The organism is Streptomyces sp. NBC_00483, from assembly GCF_036013745.1.
Taxonomy (GTDB): domain Bacteria; phylum Actinomycetota; class Actinomycetes; order Streptomycetales; family Streptomycetaceae; genus Streptomyces.
This window is the reverse complement of sequence record NZ_CP107880.1, coordinates 4826011-4845393: the sequence shown is the minus strand read 5'-3', so window position 1 is coordinate 4845393 and position 19383 is coordinate 4826011. Positions and strand designations below refer to the sequence as shown.

Here is a 19383-nt window from a genome sequence, read left to right as displayed (position 1 = left end):
CGGCGGTAGGGGCGGTGCTGTCCTCGCGTTGCAACTTTCGCGCTGTTCAGCCCCGACGACCTCAGCATTCCCAAGTCTCTCCAGGCGGCGGTGGAGCACGGTGAGGTGTTCACACGCGCCTGGGTGGTCGAGCTCATCCTGCAGAAGCAGAACTCGTCGGGCATGACCTGCGCCGAGGGGATTACGCCTGCCCCGAGCCCAGGGCGGTACCGGCGTCCAGCCCGTCCCAGCTGTCGCGGGTGCGCCAGAGAACATGGACGCCGAAGACGTCGTGGAGAGCTTCGGCAGACCAATTCTCGGCCGGTGGTTCGGAGAGGACCAGGTAGAGACGGTCGGCCGGAGCGGGCAGGGTGTGATTGATCTCCAGAAGGCGGGCTGCACCCGAGCGGAGTTCGGCGTAGGAGGAGTGGCCTGCGCCGAGGACCTCATAAAGGAAGTGGCCGTCCTCAGCCGTGCGGCTGACGTCAATGACCGGGGATGTCGTCGCTTGCACATCTGCCTCGAACAGGACTGACATCAGGGCATGTCGCGCTGCTTCGTGCTTCTTGCACGTGCGGTCGGCGGCGGCCGTGGCCTCCAGCGCGAGCTGAAGACCCTTCACAGGAGGCGTCGTGGTGGTGGACGTGTCCTCGGCGGGTGGCATGGGCTCGACTACTTCCTGTTCGGGCTGCTGTGCTGCAGAAGCTGGCGCGGAATCGGTATCGGTATCGGCCTCCGGATCGGCCGAGGTGGTCCTTCGGTGCTGGAGCGCCTCTTGGGCCTGGGCCAGGGATTGGGACCAGCCCGTACGCGCAAGGTCTTCCCGGAGCCGGTTCACGTCCAGATTGCCGTCCTTGAGCGCGCGGTTGGTGTTGGCGGCGAGGTCACGGAGGAGGCTGACACGGCCTCTGTCGGGAGATCCGAGCACCCGCCGCACGTCCACCCAGTCCGCCTGGTCACGGCGGAGTACGCGGTTGGCCATGCCCTTCAGTTCGGAGACTCGCTCGCGGACGTTCTCCGGTACGACAGAGTCGTCGTCGGCCAGTTCGTCGAGCACGCTGAGCGCCGTCACGTAGCGTTCGGCCATCCTGGGCGAGATGGGCTGTCGGCCCCGTTGGTCCGAGGTGAGTACACAGTGGGTCTTCTCATGGGCGAAGACCCAACAGTCCACCTTCTCGCCGGGACGCGGAGGAGTTGATCCGTGGCGGACGGTCAGGACCAGAGGGACTTCGAGCACCGGCGACAGGGCTTTGACTCTGTAGCGGCCGCCCGTACCTCGGTCGAGGACTTGGACGCGGATGTCGGTGCCGATCTCAGGAAGGTCACCGGCCGCTATGCCTGGTTCGTTTTCGGCGGATCCGCGCTCGGTGGTGCGGGTGGTGTCCATAAGGGCTTCCGGAAGCGGGGAGGTGTGAAGGACGGTCAGGCTCTGGGTGCTTCGAGTGAGAGCGACGTACAGCTGACGCAGGCCGGCCGGTCCGCGGTTGGCGATGGTGGTGGGCTCGACGACGAGGACGTGGTCGTACTCCATGCCCTTCGCCTGGGCGGCGGGGAGAACAGACAAGGCAGCGCGCTGTTCTCCGGTAAGGCCATCGGTCTGGTCCAGATGCTGGTTGATCTTGTCCAGCCAGCCGGAGTCGTCGGGGACGATGACGGCCACGGAGCGCAGAGTCCGCCCGTCGCTCGTGCCGGCGAGCCGCGTCGTTTGGGCGACGGTGTCGTCGAGCAGCGTCCACGGCTCGGCGGCCAGTGTTCGGACGCTGTCGGTACCGGCTTCACGTACGGCCTGTGGGTACGCGAGAGAGGGTGCGATCGTGCGGGCCAGCGGCGCGACGAAGGCCATGATTTCGGCGGGTACGCGGTAGCTGGTGTTCAGTTCTGCGATGCGCCAGTCGCCGTGGTCGGACAGCAGAGTGCCGAGGTGATCCCAATCGGCGTAGGTGTGCGGGCCCGTGGCCTGGGCGAGGTCACCGAGGACCGTCATGGATCCGTTCACCGCGATACGCCGGCGAAGGCATCGGGCCTGCATCGGCGTCAGGTCCTGGGCCTCGTCCACGACAATGTGTCCGTAGCGTGGCGGGGTCTCTCCGGTGATGAGGAACTGGAGCTCTTCGAGACAGACTCGGTCGTCGAGCGTCCACGGGTCGGCATCGGCCTTGTCTGCCCTCGGACGGTGGAGGCTCTTCTGTTCCTCGACATTGAGGATGCCGTTGGCGCAGGTTTGCAGGAGTTCGGATGAGTCGTAGAGGCCCCGGAGGGCCTCCCTGGCGCTCGGCGACGGCCAGACGCGCTCGATCAGACGCCCGACTTGGCGGTTACGCCCCAGGCTACGGCGGACCGCTTCGCTTGGGCTGCGGCGTGTAGCGCGGGAAGTGGGCTCCTGGAGTAGGCGGTCGATCAGCAGACTGCGGAAGCGGTCACGGCGCTCACGGTAGGAGCCGTCGCTCTCACGTGCTTCCTGGAGCAGCGCGAGGATCTCGGAGTGCGGGACGCGCAGGGTGGCGCTGCCTGCCGTGACGGCGAGTTCGGGCTTGGCGTCCTTGTACGAGGGAGTGCTCGTGAACTCGTCGATCGCTTCAGGTCGACACTCGTGCTCGACGCGCCGACGGAGGACGTCGGCGATGCGGTCGTCGGACTTGATCAACCGCGCTCGCGACGTATCCGTACCGAGGATCTCTCCATCCCAAAGATGGTTCACCTGCACCGCGTTGATGTTCCGCGTACCGAGGGTCGGGAGGACCTGGCCGACGTATTCGAGGAATCGTTCGTGAGGGCCGACAACGAGGATGTCCTGCGCCTTGAAATGGCCGTTGTTGACGAGCCACGTCACCCGGTGCAGGCCGACCGCTGACTTGCCTGTTCCCGGGCCGCCCTGCACGACGAGGACGTCGGAGGGGGACTCGGTGACGAGGTTCATCTGGTCGCGGCGGATGGTCTCGACGATGTCCCGCATGCTGCCCCTGCGGGATCGCTGAAGCTCTCGCAGGAGGAGGTCGTCGACGGCCTGGGGCTTCTTGCGATGCCCCCGGGCAGGGCCAGAGGGCGTGAGGGCCGGCGGCTGCATCGGTTCCGGCTGCGGTAGGACGCGGGAGGGTGCTGTCGTCGTGGCTTCCGGGGCGGCTTCGTCCTCGACCGGCTGGGGAGAGGGGACCGCGACCGAGATCTCGTCGACATACTCGTTGACGACGCGCTGTGTGCAACGCAGTTGCCTCCGCAGGAGCATGTCCCCCGGAGCGTCAGGCAGAGCCTTGGACCACTTCTGCGCCTGCGGGGTGGTCCACAGCACTACGACGGAGTCGCGGGTCTCCACATCCGAGACGGCACGACGGCCGACGTACCAGGTATCCGGCTCTTCGTCCGGGCCATCCCGCGTGTCCACGCGGCTGATGACCAGCGACGCGTCACCGAGACCCGCGTATTCAGCGGCCTTGTCATCGGCGGCTTGCCGGTTGGCGACGCTGTCCTTGCCGCTTGCCGAGGCCGAGGCGATGGAGCCGCCACTCAGTTCGGCCAGACGCTTTTCGTAGCAGTTGTAGGCGTGATCCACCGCCTTCTGCTCCTCGGCGATGATCTCGTCTCGTGCAGTGGTGCTCATGTACGTCCTTCCCCCTGTAGCCCCCAGAGAGGCGCTACATGTCGGGCATATGCCCGACCCCCGGTAAAAGACTTAGCAGACACATGGGTCAGTTGTTAATAGTTGACAGGAATGTCAATTCCCGTACCAGTTCGTTGACTTCCGCTCTCCACGCGCGGACCTGGTCCTGGGTGGGGCCGATCTCGTACTGGTGGTAGTGACATCCCAGGCAGAGGTGCGACCAGACGGTGTTGGTCCGGCGGGCGGTCGTCGCGTCGATGTAGCAGCGCAGGCACAGCATCTTGGCCCGCGTGGTGGTGTCGGCGAGCCCCGGCACCGTTGCGTCGAGCGTGCGGTCGACAGCAATCTCCAGTGCTGTCCGCAGTGCGAGGGAGGCTCCGCGGTGCCGGCCGGTGGCCGTCGCCCCGATGCTGGGGTCGGAGATCAACAGGTCGGCCGTCAGCAGCAACTCTTCGACGGAGGCGACTGGAGCGGTCGTCACTTGGTCACCCCCGCCGTACGCACCTTCTGTGCGAGATCCGCGGTCTCGTCGACGAACCGGTGAGGATCGGCGATCCGCGCGCCCGCGGCGTGGGCGCCGGTCTGGCACTGCTTGAGAAGGTCCACCGAGCGCGGTCCGCAGCGGGTGCGCAGTTCCCGATATACATCGCCGGTGCGGCCGATGTCGCCGAAGAAGGCCAGCGCGGCCATCTTCATGAGCTTGTCGGCGTCGGCTACGGCGGCATGCAGGTCATCCTCAGAGCCTCCCGAGTGGTGATGCTGGACCCAGGCTGCCTCGACGAAGGCGTTCTCCAGGGCGATCCGGCACAGGCTGGGCAGCACATGGGTGCGTGCTGCTTCCGGCAGATTCTTGGTGCTGGCAAGGGCCCTGGCGTCCCCGATTGCCTGGCGAACGGGGTCGGTCACCGGCTTGACGTGCACCTTGGACGACTTGCCCCGTTCCACCTCGAACACCGTGACCGGCAGGTCCTGGGTCGTGAAGGCGCGCTGGAGTCGGGTGTCGTGGGTGAACACGATCACCTGCCGGTGCTCGCCGAGCTCGTGCAGGACCTGGGCGAGCCCGTTGACCTTGGCGGGGTCCATGGACTGTACGGGGTCGTCGATGACGATGAAGCCGAACGGACTGTCAGCGGTGGCGGCCCGGGGCAGGAACAGCGACAGCGCGAGAGAGTGCTGCTCTCCCTGGCTCATGACGCTCAGTGCCGAAGCCGCCTCGCCGTCGACGGTGACGTCCATGACGAGCTTGCGGACATTAGCCTTCTCGCTGCCCTGAAGAGTCACCGACTGGAGGTCGATGTCGCTCTCCTGGCGAAGCTTCTCCCAGATCCGCTGAGAGCGACTGGTGAAGCCCTCCATACGCTTCTCCCGCAGTTCGGCGGAGAGCGCCTTGATCCAGGCGCGGGCCTTCCTGACGTGACCCATCCGGGGCTCGCCCTCCGCCGCGGCGCGGGCCTTCTCCGTCCAGCTCGCCAGGCGTGTGACGAGCTGGCGCCACCGCTCGTCCCGCTTCTCCAGCTCTCTGGTGGCGTTGTCCTTCACAGCGGCGCAGGCATCGGCCAGGACCAATGCAGTGTCGTGGACGCGCTGGGCGAGCTCACTCGGGTCGCTGACTGTCCGGCAGGCGAGCCAGGCGCTCCACGGATCGGCCAGGGCAACCGGGATCCGCCCGGGCGTCTGGGCGAGGTCCTGCGCCGCTCGGGTCGCCGACCGCAGTCCGCTACGGGCGTCCTCGGCGGTCTTTGCCTCCTGGCGGAGCATCTCGATCTGAACGCTGGCGTCGGCAGCCCACGCGACGTCGAGGACCTGTTCGGTGCCGCAGACGGGGCAGGTCCCCTCGTCGGGGTGGCGGTTGTTGTGGGCCAGCGCCTTCTCCAGGAGAAGGGCCCGCTGCAGTGCGTCCTCGGCGCCGGTCAGTCGCACGTCCTCGACTCTGGCGAGCGCCTCGCGCAGCCGGTCCACTGCGGCCCCGACCTGCTGAAGGTCGGGACCCTGCATGTCGACCGCGGCGCGCAGTTCGGCGAGGAGACCGTCGTCGGTGGCGGGCAGGCCCGCCACCAGACCCTCAAGGGCCTCGAAGTCGGGACGGCCCTTCGTCTCGATGGCTACGAGTGCCTGGACCGCACGTTCGTCGTCCTGCAGTGCGTACAGCGCGCTCTTAAGCTCCGGCACCTCGTTCTTCACGGCCTTGACGGCGTCACCCAGCGCCCTTTCCTGCTGCCCGAGGTGGTTGTACGCGGTGCTGATGTGCCCCAGGCCGAGGATCGTGGCGATGGAGTCATACATCTGGGAGGGCTTCCCGCTGATCATGCGGCCGAGATCGACGTACGACAAGAAGGGTCGGTAGTCCACGAGGGCCTGATTCCAGTCCACCTGGTCGAGGGAGACCGTGCCGTGTCCGGGCCGTCGGAACGTGCCCGCGCAGTCGCCGATGTCGTTACCGGTCCAGGTGCGAGTGAGCGTGCTCCGGCCGATATCACCCTCGACGGCGAGCTTGACCTCGACTTCCGTCTTGGAACTCTCGTGCAGGTTCCGCCAGTTGCTGGTGCGCGTCGCGTCCTGTCCCAGCCAGCGCATGTTCGTCCCGGTGAACGCCGTCTCGACGGCCTCGGCGATGCTGGACTTGCCGGAGCCGTTGCGACCTACGACGAGCGTGACACCCGGCCGCGGGCTCAGGTTGAGCCAGGCGCGAGAGCCGATGCCACGGAAGCCTTCCACGGAGACGGAGTCGAGGTAGATCCGTCCCATCGGGGAGGTCCTCTGGGCCTCCGTGTTGCCGAGTGCCTCTGCCAGGAGCGCCTTCACGGGTTCGCCGAGGCTTGCCTCAGCCAGCTGTGCCTCCACCAGATCGGCGAGGGGTACCGACTGGCCGGCGGGAGTCTCCCCGGCAGGGTTCGTGGAAGGGTGCGTGTCCGGCGTGGGCTGTTCTGAACTCGTCATGGGGCTTCCCTGGATCTGGTCCTGGTTCGGAGGGACAGGCATCGAGGCGCTGGAGACGTGGGCGTCTGCAGTGCTGTGCCGGTGAGCTGGAACTCTGAGATGCGTGACTGGGGTGGGCACCAGTGCTGTTGTGCCGACTGAGCACCAGAGTGAGGCCAAAGAGCTCCGAGAAGCTTCGAGAAGGCTGATAACCAGGGTTATCAGCCTTCTCCCTCCTTCCGTTTTCCCCTCGCTATATGGTTCTGCCTGCCGCGAGCCCACCGAGGGCTGCCGGGGCCATGGACCGCTAATGGAGCCAGAACAGAGGGGGCGAGACGAGTGACCAGCACAGGCCAAGAGGCCTTCTCGCGCATCGTTCCCGAGCTGCCGTCCTGGCGGATCACCTACACGGAAATTGCCACCCTGGCGCAGGTGCGTCGGCCCGTCCCCACCACTTGGAGCCGCAGACACTCGGACTTCCCGGCGCCCGTCGCCCACAAGGATGGGCGGCCCCTGTTCGACGCCTGCGCGGTCGTCGACTGGCTGACGACGACGGGCCGCGGCAACGCCGACCCTCGCCATCTGCGGGCCGAACTGGCCCTGTATACCCTGGCCGCGTGGCGGACGCCGGCCCTTTCGACCTCCGTCTTGGTTGGGGCGCTGACCGCGTTGATCTGCCTGCGATGGCAACTCGACGCCCCTCTCTCCGGCGAGAGTTGGGATGCGGTCCTCGCTCAGGCAGACGAGCTCGATCCCGAGGACACGTATGTGTCAGCTGAGTTGAGGGCCGTCCCGGAGCCGGGCACCATCGGCCCCCAGCTGGCTGCGTTGGCCGACGAACTGACTGAGGCCGCATACACACCTGCCGAGGCTTTCGACTGGATCCTGGAGGTCCGCCGCCGCCTCGGCTCCCACGACCTGGCAGCCGACGAGCCCACCCCGGCGGTGGTATGCGCCCTCGCGGCCCTGTCCGGCGTCGGCACTCTTCAAGAAGGCTCCGTCGTCGCCACCCCGTATGCCTGCTCTGGCGACTTGCTCGCCGCGCTGCACGCCCGGTCCGCCGAGGGCTCCGGCCACACCTACCTCGCCGCTGACTCCGACCCGGTGCGGGCTCGCCTGGTCCGCCGTCGGATGCTCGTCCGAGGAGTGAACGAGTTCGACCTCGGCGTAACTGAGGGGGAGGACCTGCCTGTCGACGACTGGGGATACCCCCATCTGCTGGTCTCTGTCCTCCCCTACGAACCGGCGGAGAACCGCAGCCCGCAGGCCGTCCTGGAACAGGTGCAGGCACTCACCGACTATCTCGACGAAGGTTCCACAGCGGTCGTCCTCGGCCCCGCCGACGTACTCGTCCGCCCGCTACCCCGGCACAGCGAGGCCGATCGCCTGCGCCGGTCTTTCCTCCGGGACGGTTTGCTCAAGGCCACGGTAAGCCTCCCCGACGGTGCGTTTCCCTACCGTCCCGGCTACCGCACCGCCCTCTGGGTGCTGGCCCGCACCTCGGCGGAACACCGCACGGGCCTGGTCCTCCTCGCCGATTACTCCGCGCAGCCGCTCACCGAAACGGTCCTTGACGCGCTCGCCGAGGACATCGCCATCTGGCGCGCCGCTACCTGGCTCGGTGACCGCCGGCACGAACCCCGCCATGCGGTGATCGTGCCCGCAAAGGACCTCAACGATCGGCCGGGCGCCGCCTTCACCACCCAGCACCGCCCGCCCATGGCCCGCTACACCCGAGACGTCATCGAGCGTCCGGTCCGCATCAGCGCCCTGGAGCAGCGCCTGACGGAGTTGCACGAGCAGGCCGGGCAGCGTACCGACCTGCGCACGGCACTGAGCGTCCAGGCCGTGCTGCGCCCCGACGACCAGCCGGTGCGGCGCACCACCGTCCGCCGTCTCCTCGACGATCGACGATTACGCCGCCGCCCTGGGCACCGTTTCGCCCACGAGCACCTCACGACAGACGGTCACTACACGGTGCTCACGCCCGACGAGGTCCTCGGTATCGCGCCTCCGGGCGGCCGCCGCATCGATCGCGGAGTACTCCTCACCGGATACGAACACGCCCTGTTCACCGAGCCGGGAGACATAGTCGTCACAACGAGCCCTCGCTTCGGTGCCTACGTCGACGAAGAGGGCCTGTCCCTGGTGGCAGCCCCAGCCCGCATTCTCCGGGTCCACCCAGATGCCGATCCGCCGGTGCTGCCACGGGTGCTGGCGGCTCTACTGCGGGCGGCAGCCGCCGAGTATGCGCGTACCAGCGGCGCGGTGCGGGCCTCGCGGGGCATCGAAGACCTCCTCATACCCGACCTGAGCCGACGCGAGGCCGAGCGCTTCGACGTCATGCTCGCGGAGATCGAGACCCGCGCGCACCTCTTGCGGGAGCAGTCCGCCGCTCTCGACGACTTGGCCCGCCTTACCGCCGCTGGTATCGCAGACGGCACGCTCACCCTCCAGAATCTCCCCGGAACCGACGATTGAAAGAGACGATATTCCCTATGGCTACCGCTACGAAAAAACCGACCGAACAGGCGGAGTTGTTCAGCGCCTCCACCGCCAGGGAGATTCAGGCGATTCTGTGGAAGGCCGCCGACAAGCTGCGCGGTTCCATTGACGCCGCGCAGTACAAGGAGTTCGTCCTCGGCTTGATCTTCCTGAAGTACGTCTCCGACGCCTTCGAGGAGCGCCGCTCCGAACTCGCCGTGGAACTCGCCGATGCCGGCATCGGCGAGGACCGGATGGCCGACTTCCTGGAGGACCAGGATGAGTACACCGGCGCCCACGTCTTCTGGGTACCGGAGACCGCCCGCTGGACGTGGATCGCCACTCACGCCAAGAGCCAGGGCGTCGGCAAGCTCCTCGACGACGCGATGGACGCCGTCATGCGCGAGAACGCCTCGCTCACGGGCGTCCTGCCGAAGATCTTCAACCGCGACAACGTCGACCAGAAGCGTCTCGGCGAACTCGTCGACCTCATCAGCGACGCCCGCTTCGGTGGCAGCGGCGACAAGCCGGCACAGGACGTGCTGGGTGAGGTGTACGAGTACTTCCTCGGCAACTTCGCGCGGGCCGAGGGCAAACGGGCCGGTGAGTTCTACACGCCACAGTCGGTGGTCCGGCTGATCGTCGAGATTCTGGAACCGTACGAGGGGCGTGTGTACGACCCGGCTTGCGGCTCGGGTGGCATGTTCGTCCAAGCGGCAAAGTTTATCGAGGCGCATCAAGGGCGCGGCCACAAGGCGGACATCGCTGTCTATGGTCAGGAGCTCAACGAGCGCACCTGGCGCCTGGCCAAGATGAACCTCGCCATTCACGGCATCGACGGTAACCTTGCCGCCCGTTGGGGTGACACCTTCGCCGACGACAAGCACCCTGACCTCAAGGCCGACTTCGTTATGGCCAACCCGCCCTTCAATATCAAGGAGTGGGCGAGGGACGAGGGCGACCCGAGGTGGCGGCACGGCGTCCCGCCGAAGAACAACGCCAACTACGCGTGGCTCCAGCACATGATTTCCAAGCTGGGAGAGCGGGGGACCGCCGGCATTGTCCTGGCGAACGGGTCGATGAGCTCGCAGTCCAGTGGCGAGGGCGAGATCAGGCAGGCTCTGGTCGAGGCCGATCTGGTGGCGTGCATGGTCGCCATGCCGTCGCAGTTGTTCCGTACGGCACAGATCCCGGCCTGCCTGTGGTTCCTGGCCAAGGACAAGACGCCGCAGGGTGCGAAGCGTCTGGACGACCGGCGAGGCGAGATCCTCTTCATCGACGCGCGGAACATGGGCGAGATGGTGGACCGGACGGAACGGTTCCTGACAGAGGCCGACCTCGCGAAGATCGCCGACACATATCACGCGTGGCGGGGGACGGCGTCGGCGCGGAAGGCTGGGCTGACGTACGCGGATGAGGCGGGGTTCTGCTTCTCGGCCGACCTGGTCACTATCCGTGAGCATGGGTACGTGCTGACGCCGGGGCGGTACGTAGGGGCAGTCGAGACAGAGGAGGAGGACGCGGAGGCTGTGGCGGCACGGATCTCCACGCTGACGAAGGAGCTGTTCGGGCTGTTCGAGCAGTCGGCGGAGCTTGAGAAGACGGTTCGGGAACAGTTGGGGGCCCTCGATGGCTAGGACCAGTACAACTACGGGCGGACGCGCCGCCACAACCGGGATCATCCCTGGTAAGTGGGCATTGAGCGTCGGCAAACCCAGCATTCCGTCACCTTCGGGCTTTATCTGGACTCCGTTGTCAGACATTGCCCGTCTGGAGAGTGGTCATACTCCAAGCCGTCGGCACGCCGAGTACTGGGATGGTGACGTCCCATGGATCGGCATCAAGGATGCGACCGGAAATCATGGGCGAGTCATTACATCCACCCTGCAAACGATCACGCAGGACGGCCTGGACAACTCATCCGCACGATTGCTTCCCGCCGGTACTGTTTGCCTGTCTCGAACGGCATCGGTGGGCTATGTGGTCACCATGGGTGTTCCAATGGCGACGAGCCAGGATTTCATCAACTGGGTATGCGGGCCGCAGATTTCATCTCGCTACCTTCACTACATCCTGGTCATGGAGCAGGACTCCGTCCGGCGGTTCGCGCATGGAACAACCCACCAGACTGTTTACTACCCCGAGGCAAAAGCCTTCCACGTGTGCATCCCCAGTCGCGGAGAGCAGGATCGGATCGTCTCCGTGCTCGGATCTTTGGATGACAAGATCGCCGTCAATGAGCGCATCGCAACCGCGGCTCGTCAACTTGGGTTGACCCTCTTTGCTCGTTCCTCGCTTGCGGGCGACCTCGCGCAAGTCGACGTCGCATCCGTATCAAACGTACTAACTCGGGGAGTTGCCCCAAAGTATTCAGAATCTTGCGAATCTCTTGTAGTCCTGAATCAGAAATGCATCCGTGATGGCCGTGTGAACCTGGGCCCTGCACGCCGCACGCTACGTGAGAAGGTAAAGGCTCCGAAGCTGCTCCATCGAAACGACGTACTAGTCAATTCGACGGGCGTCGGGACCCTCGGTCGAGTCGCACTGTGGACTTCTGATGATGCGGCTACCGTCGACTCCCACATTACGATCGTGCGCTTTGACGAAGCGCGTGTAGACCCGGTCTGTGCTGGGTTTGCGTTGCTCCGTGCTCAGCCTGAGATCGAGGCGATGGGCGAGGGAAGTACTGGCCAAACTGAGCTTCGCCGCGCTCAACTTGGTGGCCTGGAGATCACCCTGCCTAATAGGACGCGGCAGCAGCAACTCCGCCCCAAGCTCGAGGCACTGGAGGAGCAAGCTGACCAGGCCCTGGCGGAGACGCTGACCCTCGCCGCCCTCCGAGACATCCTCCTCCCCCAGCTCATGTCCGGACGCCTTCGCGTCAAAGACGCCGAGAAGATTGTCGAGGATCGCACATGACGTACGACGAGAGCGGAAGAAGCCAGAGTCACCGCCCCCTGGAAGCCGACTGGGAACTGCTCGCCCTCGACGAGCTCGCCGAGTTGGCCTGGCTGCCGGCATCCGGTAACGAGTTCGCCCCCGGTTCCGGGCACCGTAAGTCCTGGGACGACCTGATCCTCTACCCCGACCTCCAGGAGGCGGTCGAGCGGCTCAACCCCGAGCTGCCCCCCGACGCCGTCCGCGACGCCGTCGGTGTCGCTGCAACCCCGGAGTCGCAGGACACGTACGAGGAGAACCGCACCGCCCACGGTTACCTGACGACCGGCATCCGCTCCGTCGTCTACACCGACACCTTCGGTGCCGAGCGCAACCCGACCATCCGCCTCGTCGACCTGACGGACCCGGATGGGAACACGTACCGCGCGCTGAACCAGGTCACCGTTGTCGACGGCGAGAAGCGGCGCCGCTTCGACATCGTTCTGTACGTCAATGGACTCCCGCTCGCCGTACTGGAGTTGAAGCGTGCCGGCGACGAGAGCGCCACGCTCCAGGACGCGCACTCCCAGGTCTCCCGGTACGTGAAGGAATTCCCGACCGCCTTCCGCTACAACGCGGTGGTGCTGCTCTCCGACGGCATCACGGCCAAGTACGGCACACCCTTCACTCCGTACGAGCACTTCGCGCCGTGGAACACGGACGAGACCGGGGCTCGGGTCGACCCGTTCGCCGCGGACAGCGATGGGGTGTTTGACTCGGGCCAGGATCTGGCCCTGCACGGGCTGTTCACCCAGCCTCGGTTCCTCTCCCTGTGCCGGTCCTTCATCAACTTCGTCCCGGCCAAGCGGATGAAGCGCATCGCGAAGCCGCACCAGTACTTCGCGGTGATCGAGGCCGCGAAGAAGGTGCGGGAGGCGGCATCTGGAGACGGTAAGGCCGGTGTCGTCTGGCACACGCAGGGTTCGGGCAAGTCCGAGGAGATGGTGCTCACCTCGGCGATGGTGATGGGCGACCCGGCGCTGTTGAACCCGACCGTCGTCGTCATCACCGACCGCAACGACCTCGACGACCAGCTGTACTCCACCTTCCTGGAGAGCGAGATCCTTCCGGGTACGCCCCTCCAGATATCGACCCGGGCCCAACTGCGGGAGGAGCTCGCGGCCAAGCGGACCGGCGGCATCCTCTTCACCACCCTGCAGAAGTTCGGCAAGACCAAGAAGGAGAAGGAGTCGGGGGCCGACCACCCGTTGCTCTCCGACCGGCGCAACATCGTGGTCGTCGTCGATGAGGCCCACCGCAGCCACTACGACAACCTCGACGGCTACGCCCGCCACCTCCGCGACGCCCTCCCGCACGCCACGCTCCTCGCATTCACCGGAACGCCGATCTCCGAGGCCGACCGCAACACCCGCCAGGTCTTCGGCCGTTACATCGACATCTACGACCTCAAGAGGGCCGCCGACGATGGCGCGACGGTCAAGGTCTTCCACGAGGGCCGCGTCATCAAGCTCGTCCTCGACAAGGACGTCGACCCGACACAGATCGACGAAGAGGCCGACCGCATCACCGATGGTCTCGATGACACCGAGCGCCGCCGGGTCGAGACCGCCGTGGCCACGATGAACGCCATGTACGGCTTACCTGCCCGTGTCCGAGACCTTGCCGAAGACCTGGTGGCGCATTGGGAGGAGCGGCGCGAGCGGATGCGACCGTTCGTCGGCGTCTCCGAGGATGGCGGGGCAGCCGGTAAGGCGATGGTCGTCTGCGCGACCCGTGAGATTTGCGTCCGCGTCTACGACGCCCTGCGTGAGTTGCGGCCGGAGTGGCACCACGACGAGCCGGCCAAGGGCGCGATGAAGATCGTCTTCTCCTCGAACTCCCGCAAGGACGAGGACCGTCTGCTCGTCCACGCGCTGCCCGACGGCCAGCGTAAGGCGGTCATCAACCGGGCCAAAGACCCCGACGACGAGCTGGAGCTGCTCATCGTCAACAACATGCTGCTGACCGGTTTCGATGCTCCGCCGGTCCACACCATGTACCTGGACCGTCCGCTCAAGGGCGCCAACCTGATGCAGGCGCTCGCTCGGGTCAACCGCCGTTTCCGCGGCAAGGAGGACGGTCTGCTCGTCGGCTACGCGCCGCTGACGGAGAACCTGCAAAAGGCGATCGCCGAGTATACGGATGCCGACCAGGAGGACCGCACCCTCGGCCAAGACCTAGACCGCGCGCTGGACGAGTTGCGCAATGAGTACGGCATCCTCAGCGACATCTTGCGCGGCTACAACTGGCGGGCGCGTCTTGAACAGCCGACAGCGAAGGCGTTCGTCAACGCCGCTGGTGGAGCCGCCGAGTACCTCCGGAACCCGCGTACCCCCGGCAACGACCCGGAGCAGCTCGACGACCCCCGCCAGACCGTCGGCCGACGTTTCCGCGACCACTCCCACCGCCTGGAGCGCTTCTACGCGCTGTCCGCCAGCGCCACGAACATCGGCGAACGTTTCCCGGATCACCCGACCTGGCGCCGGGACATCCAGTTCTTCGTCGAGGTCCGCGCCTACATGGCCAAGCTCGACGCGGCGGACCGCGAAGCCCGCGGCCTGCCCGTCGCCCGCGACGTCGAGCTGTACCTCGCCCAGCTGACCTCGTCTGTGGTCGAGACCGGCGGCATATCGGACCTGTTCGCCGAGGCCGGCCTGGAGATGGCCGACCTGACGCACCTCAACGACGCGGTTGTCGCCAAGCTCCAGGGAAGCGATACCCCGCACCTCGCGGCGGAGGCGTTGCGTCGGCTCATCGAGCAGAAGATGCGCGAGGTCACCCGTCACAACATCGTCCGCCGCACGGCCTTCTCCGACCGTCTGCAGGACCTGATGATCCGGTACACGCGGCAGCAGTACACGAGCGCCGAACTCATTGCCAAGCTGGTCGAGATGGCCAAGGAGGTGGTCGAAGACGCTCGGCGCGGCGAGAAGTTCGATCCGCCGCTGAATTGGCGCGAGCTCGCCTTCTACGACGCCGTAGCCGAACACGATACGGCTCAGGAACTCATGGGCGATGAAGTCCTGGCGAGCATCGCCCGCGATCTCGTCGCGGAGGTCCAAAAGAAGCTCAAGCCCGACTGGATCGCCCGTGAACCGGTCCGCGCCGGTCTCCGCAGCGCCATCAAGCGCCTGCTGGCCCGCCACGGCTATCCGCCGGACAGGCGCGCGGAGGCTGTGGACCTGGTCCTGAAGCAGATGGAGCACTTCGCCGACGAGTGGGCAACGACCGGTATGCCCGACAGCTGAGGCCGCGCGACCACGCCGGCGAAATGGCAGTGCACCCACGTCCCGGCCGGGTCTGGGCCGAGGTCTCCTGCTTTTGGAAGACCTCGGCCGCGGTCCGGCGATCACTCTGCGAACTCCGACCACCTTCGACGGCGAGAAGCCACTGCAGGAGCGGACCATGGACAACGAGATTCAGCTGATCAGCGACGGCGATGGGCTGACAGTCATGGGGAGCACAAAGGATGTCGAAAGCTTCCTCGCTTCGGAGGGACTGCCGTCCAAGAGCCTCGGGCCGCGATGGTACAAGTCCGTCTTCGCCACGGGTGCTGCAGCCGCCGAGGCAGCATCGGAGATCGCCGCCAACTCCGCTCACTGGGTGAAGCTGACACCAAAATCGGCGCTGCTTATCAAGAAGTATGGCCTGAGAGAGAGCGCGAAAACAGGGCTCAGCACGGGTGTGCTGAAGGGGCAGAAGGGCCAGATCAAGGGATTCCTCGAGTTCGCGCACGCGCCCCGATCGCTCCTGTCCAACCCGACGACTCTTGCCAACGCCGGGAAGTTCATGGCGCAGGTTGCGATGCAACAGACCATGGACGAGATCACTGACTATCTCGCCGCGATCGACAAGAAGGTCGACGACGTACTGCGTGCCCAGAAGGACGCTGTGTTGGCCCGCATGATCGGAGTGGGCTTCGTGATCGAGGAGGCCATGACCATCCGAGAGAAGCGGGGCAGGGTCGACGAAGTTACCTGGTCGAAGGTGCACGCCGCGCCGGCGACGATTGCGGAGACGCAGGCGTACGCGTTGCGTCAACTCGACGCGCTTGCGGAGAACATGGAGAGGCAGACCAAGATCGGTGATCTCGCCACGAGGGTCAAGGAGGCTGAGGGCATCGTTCGGGAGTGGCTCGCCGTTCTTGCCCGCTCCTTCCGGTTGCAGGACGCGATCGCCGTACTCGAACTCGACAGGGTGCTGGACGCTTCCCCGGATGAGCTCAACGGGCATCGCCTGGGTCTGAAGGCTGCCCGGCAAGACCGGTTGGAGCACATATCGCAGAGCACCGAGAATCTGCTGGCCAGGATGAACACTGCTGCCGGCGTGGCCAACGCCAAGGTGCTGCTGCACCCGACGACGTCCCCGACTGTGGTCCAGTCGAGCAACCGGGCTGCGGCCGGCGTCCATGACTTTCACGTACGGCTCGGAATCGAGACCGGCGGAAACTCATCTGAGGCGAGGCGCTGGACGGAAGCTGTCTTGGAAGTGAGGGACAATGCATTGGCAACCGGAGTAATGGGTGTTGATGCGGCCCGAAGTCTCGGCAGCGAGACGCTCGGCCGGGCCAATTCGGTGAAGAGCAAGCTTTCCACCGGTATCGCCGAGAGAGCGCGTCGTCTGCGCGGGAACGACGAACAAGGCGACGAGAAGACTGATTGAGCGCCGACCATCCCGGTATACCGGACGTCTGGCGCCAGCCTCCTGGCGGCCCTGCATCTGTCGAGCTCCCTCGTTCCGGTCTCCTGAAGGGTCTCCTGATGCACGCTGATGGAGTTCGGCGTGATGGCCAGGTGTGTAGTCAGATATCTCCAACTCGGTGTCCGTCACAGGACTTCACGCCTACGCTGGGCCTGCCGCGTCCGAAGGGCCTGAGCCCGTCAAAGCATTCGGACTCTCTCAGTACGAAGGGAGCGCTTTTGCCCACTTCCCCTACTGAGAAGGGCCGGTGTCGGCTCTGTGGCGGCGTCATACGGATAGATCGGCGTACTGGGAAGGTGCTCGCCCATCCTCGCGCCGACCGGCGGACAGGGCAGTGCCCGGAGTCGGCAAAGCAGCGCTATCAGCCCGGAGCGCCCCGGGCACCCCTCTCCCCGACCGGCCACTCCGACAGGTCGCCTTCAGTGCCGCGCCGCCCGCGCAGCACGATTCGGGAAGTGCCTGTACCGAGACCATCGTGGATCCCGCTGTGGGGCGACACCGACGCCCCCATCGTCACTCTTCCCGCCAAGGGGCGCACCGGCTACTGGATCCCCAAGTACGGTTGGCAGAAGCATGAGCAGTTCGTGCACGACTACGTACATCGGCGAGCTAGGCCGGAGTGGGAACGGGAAAGCGACTCCTGGGCCGTGTCCACCGACCACTTCATCGAACTCGCTGGCACCCTTGTGCAGCGGCACGGCCGCATTCTGCTTGGCAGAGAGTTCAACCGTTCCGAGAAGTGCAACCCTCGCTGTATGGGTGCACTCGGCTATGTATGCACCTGTTCGTGTCGGGCGCGCAATCACGGTGGTGGCCGATGGATGAGCGGATGGCGCATCGCAGACGACATCACTCTGACGGTCGACGGTCGCTCGTGGAGCTGGACCATCCTGGAAGGGGATCCCGCCGACAGCGTCTCGGAACTTCGTCGTTGACGCGTAAGGCCCTGGGATCCGAGCTTGAGGGCGAACCGGGCGGCTGCCTGGTCCCGCCGACGGGCGCGCAGGTGTGCCCGGTGTCGGGTGTCTTCAGCCCGTTTGCGTCTCGCCGACGCGGGCGGGCCAGGTTGTGCCTGGGCGAATCCCGGAGCTGTTCGTCTGTTCGCTGTGTAGTCGTGGTGGTCACCGCCGTGAGCTGGCGGGCGCGTGCAGCGCAGTTCTGTGCCGGGCTTACGGATGGGGCAGTAGCAGGGGATGACTCCGCGCTGCGGCGTCGCGAGCCTGCTCACCCACGCTGCCCTTCCCGTAGTGCGCGGCGCAGGTCCGTCGAGGCAGCGCACAAGCTCTCATCATCGACGCACTGTTCGCAGGAACTGGTGTGCTCTATGAGCTGCCGGTAGACCTCCCGCGCGGTGCAACGCGGGCAGCCGCGCGGGGGAACCAGTGGCGTTCGCCTGCTTCGCGTTCGCCGAGATCGACGTTGCGTCCGGAGCCCAGCGCGGCATCGCACCAGACGCAGCACCGGCGAGGCTCACGCAGCCCGGAGAGCTGCGGCACCAGGACGAGCAGGGTGTCGGCAACGCTGCTCATGACGCTGCCTCCAGGTGGCATCCCGCGCAGAGCGGCACCGTAACTTCCGCAACGTCGAATCGGCTGGGCAACGGACTACGCCAGCGTCCCGAGACGCTCGACCGCTTCCTCCAGGACCTCGACCCGCTTGCAGAACGTGAAGCGGACCTGGCTGCGGCCGACCTCGGGGTCGTCGTAGAAGACGGAGTTGGGGACGGCGACGACGCCGCAGCGTTCCGGGAGTGCACGGCAGAAGGCGTAGGCGTCCTTCTCGCCGAAGGGGGTGATCTCGGTGGTGATGAAGTACGTGCCTTGCGGCTCGTAGACCTCGAACCCGGCCGCGCGCAGGCCGTCGCCGAGCAGGTCGCGCTTGCGACGCAGGTCGTCGCGGAAGTCGTCGAAGTACGAGTCGGGCAGTCGCAGCGCCTCGGCGATGGCGTACTGGAACGGGCCCGAACTGACGTAGGTCAGATACTGCTTGGCCGTCCGGACGGCCGCGAGGAGTGGACCTTCCGCAGTGACCCAACCAACCTTCCAGCCCGTGAACGAGAAGGTCTTGCCCGCGGAGCCGATGGTGACCGTGCGCTCACGCATGCCGGGCAGGGCCGCGATGGGGCGGTGGGCGCCGGCGAAGACCAGGTGCTCGTACACCTCGTCGGTGACGACCAGCAGATCGTGCTCGATGGCGAGGGCCGCGATGGCGCTCTGCTCCTCGGCTGTGAGCACCATCCCCGTCGGGTTGTGCGGGGTGTTGATGAGCAGGAGGCGGGTGCGCGGGGTGATCTTGGAGCGCAGCTCGTCCAGGTCCGGGCGGAAGGACGGCGCGTGCAGGGTGAGGGGGATCCGCTTCGCGCCGGCCATCGCGATGCACGCGGCGTACGAGTCGTAGAAGGGCTCGAAGGCGATCACCTCGTCGCCGGGTTCGAGCAGAGCGAGCATGGATGCGGCGATCGCCTCCGTCGCTCCCGCGGTGACCAGAACTTCAGTGTCGGGGTCGAAGCTCAGGTCGTAGAAGCGGCGCTGGTGATCGCTGATGGCTGCGCGCAGTTGGGGGATGCCGGGGCCCGGCGGGTACTGGTTGCCGTGGCCTTCGCGCAGGGCGCGTACGGCCGCTTCACGTACGGACTCCGGACCATCCGTGTCGGGGAACCCCTGGCCCAGATTGATCGCTCCCGTTGCCGTCGCAAGCGCCGACATCTCCGCGAAGATCGTCGTCCCGAGCCCGTCCAGCCTGCGGTTGAGCAGGGGCCTGTCGTTCATCTC

Annotated in this window: 10 protein-coding genes; 6 read left to right on the top strand and 4 right to left on the bottom strand. The window is 66.3% G+C overall.

Annotated elements, in window-relative coordinates:
• Positions 1 to 181 precede the first annotated feature (181 nt).
• The 3 genes from OHA73_RS21565 to OHA73_RS21555 form a co-directional block, all read right to left on the bottom strand.
• On the bottom strand, positions 182 to 3574 hold the full coding sequence (locus OHA73_RS21565; RefSeq protein WP_327655874.1) for a HelD family protein: 3393 nt from the start codon (positions 3572 to 3574) through the stop codon (positions 182 to 184).
• Positions 3575 to 3662: 88 nt separating this feature from the next.
• Positions 3663 to 4055, bottom strand: a complete 393-nt coding sequence (locus OHA73_RS21560; RefSeq protein WP_327655873.1) for a hypothetical protein — start codon at positions 4053 to 4055, stop codon at positions 3663 to 3665.
• On the bottom strand, positions 4052 to 6511 hold the full coding sequence (locus OHA73_RS21555; RefSeq protein WP_327655872.1) for an AAA family ATPase: 2460 nt from the start codon (positions 6509 to 6511) through the stop codon (positions 4052 to 4054). Before OHA73_RS21555 ends, OHA73_RS21560 begins: the two co-directional genes overlap by 4 nt.
• A gap of 318 nt (positions 6512 to 6829) precedes the next feature.
• On the opposite strand from OHA73_RS21555, the gene OHA73_RS21550 reads away from it, so the two are divergent.
• The 6 genes from OHA73_RS21550 to OHA73_RS21525 all read left to right on the top strand — a co-directional run bounded on the left by OHA73_RS21550 (position 6830) and on the right by OHA73_RS21525 (position 17547).
• On the top strand, positions 6830 to 8971 hold the full coding sequence (locus OHA73_RS21550; protein WP_327655871.1) for a hypothetical protein: 2142 nt from the start codon (positions 6830 to 6832) through the stop codon (positions 8969 to 8971).
• Positions 8972 to 8988: 17 nt separating this feature from the next.
• Entirely contained in the window at positions 8989 to 10611 is a 1623-nt protein-coding gene (locus tag OHA73_RS21545; RefSeq protein ID WP_327655870.1) for a class I SAM-dependent DNA methyltransferase, read from the top strand.
• A gap of 61 nt (positions 10612 to 10672) precedes the next feature.
• Positions 10673 to 11893: a restriction endonuclease subunit S gene (locus OHA73_RS21540; protein WP_327655869.1), complete on the top strand. Its 1221-nt coding sequence runs from the start codon at positions 10673 to 10675 to the stop codon at positions 11891 to 11893.
• Positions 11890 to 15159, top strand: a complete 3270-nt coding sequence (locus OHA73_RS21535; protein WP_327655868.1) for a type I restriction endonuclease subunit R — start codon at positions 11890 to 11892, stop codon at positions 15157 to 15159. Before OHA73_RS21540 ends, OHA73_RS21535 begins: the two co-directional genes overlap by 4 nt.
• A 157-nt stretch (positions 15160 to 15316) precedes the next feature.
• Positions 15317 to 16573, top strand: coding sequence for a hypothetical protein (locus OHA73_RS21530; RefSeq protein ID WP_327655867.1), 1257 nt, complete (start codon positions 15317 to 15319; stop codon positions 16571 to 16573).
• A gap of 494 nt (positions 16574 to 17067) precedes the next feature.
• The gene (locus OHA73_RS21525; protein WP_327655866.1) at positions 17068 to 17547 is read left to right on the top strand and encodes a hypothetical protein; all 480 of its coding nucleotides are present in this window, start codon (positions 17068 to 17070) and stop codon (positions 17545 to 17547) included.
• Positions 17548 to 18216: 669 nt separating this feature from the next.
• Here the strand turns inward: OHA73_RS21525 and OHA73_RS21520 are convergent.
• Positions 18217 to 19380, bottom strand: a complete 1164-nt coding sequence (locus OHA73_RS21520) for a pyridoxal phosphate-dependent aminotransferase (protein ID WP_327655865.1) — start codon at positions 19378 to 19380, stop codon at positions 18217 to 18219.
• Positions 19381 to 19383: the final 3 nt, after the last annotated feature.

What these genes read in the sequence shown, in the direction of transcription:
- OHA73_RS21535 (WP_327655868.1), top strand. Translation starts at nt 11,890, where the DNA reads ATGACGTACGACGAGAGCGGAAGAAGCCAGAGTCACCGCCCCCTGGAA.
- OHA73_RS21565 (WP_327655874.1), bottom strand. Translation starts at nt 3,574, where the DNA reads ATGAGCACCACTGCACGAGACGAGATCATCGCCGAGGAGCAGAAGGCG.
- OHA73_RS21545 (WP_327655870.1), top strand. Translation starts at nt 8,989, where the DNA reads ATGGCTACCGCTACGAAAAAACCGACCGAACAGGCGGAGTTGTTCAGC.
- OHA73_RS21530 (WP_327655867.1), top strand. Translation starts at nt 15,317, where the DNA reads ATGGACAACGAGATTCAGCTGATCAGCGACGGCGATGGGCTGACAGTC.
- OHA73_RS21555 (WP_327655872.1), bottom strand. Translation starts at nt 6,511, where the DNA reads ATGACGAGTTCAGAACAGCCCACGCCGGACACGCACCCTTCCACGAAC.
- OHA73_RS21520 (WP_327655865.1), bottom strand. Translation starts at nt 19,380, where the DNA reads ATGAACGACAGGCCCCTGCTCAACCGCAGGCTGGACGGGCTCGGGACG.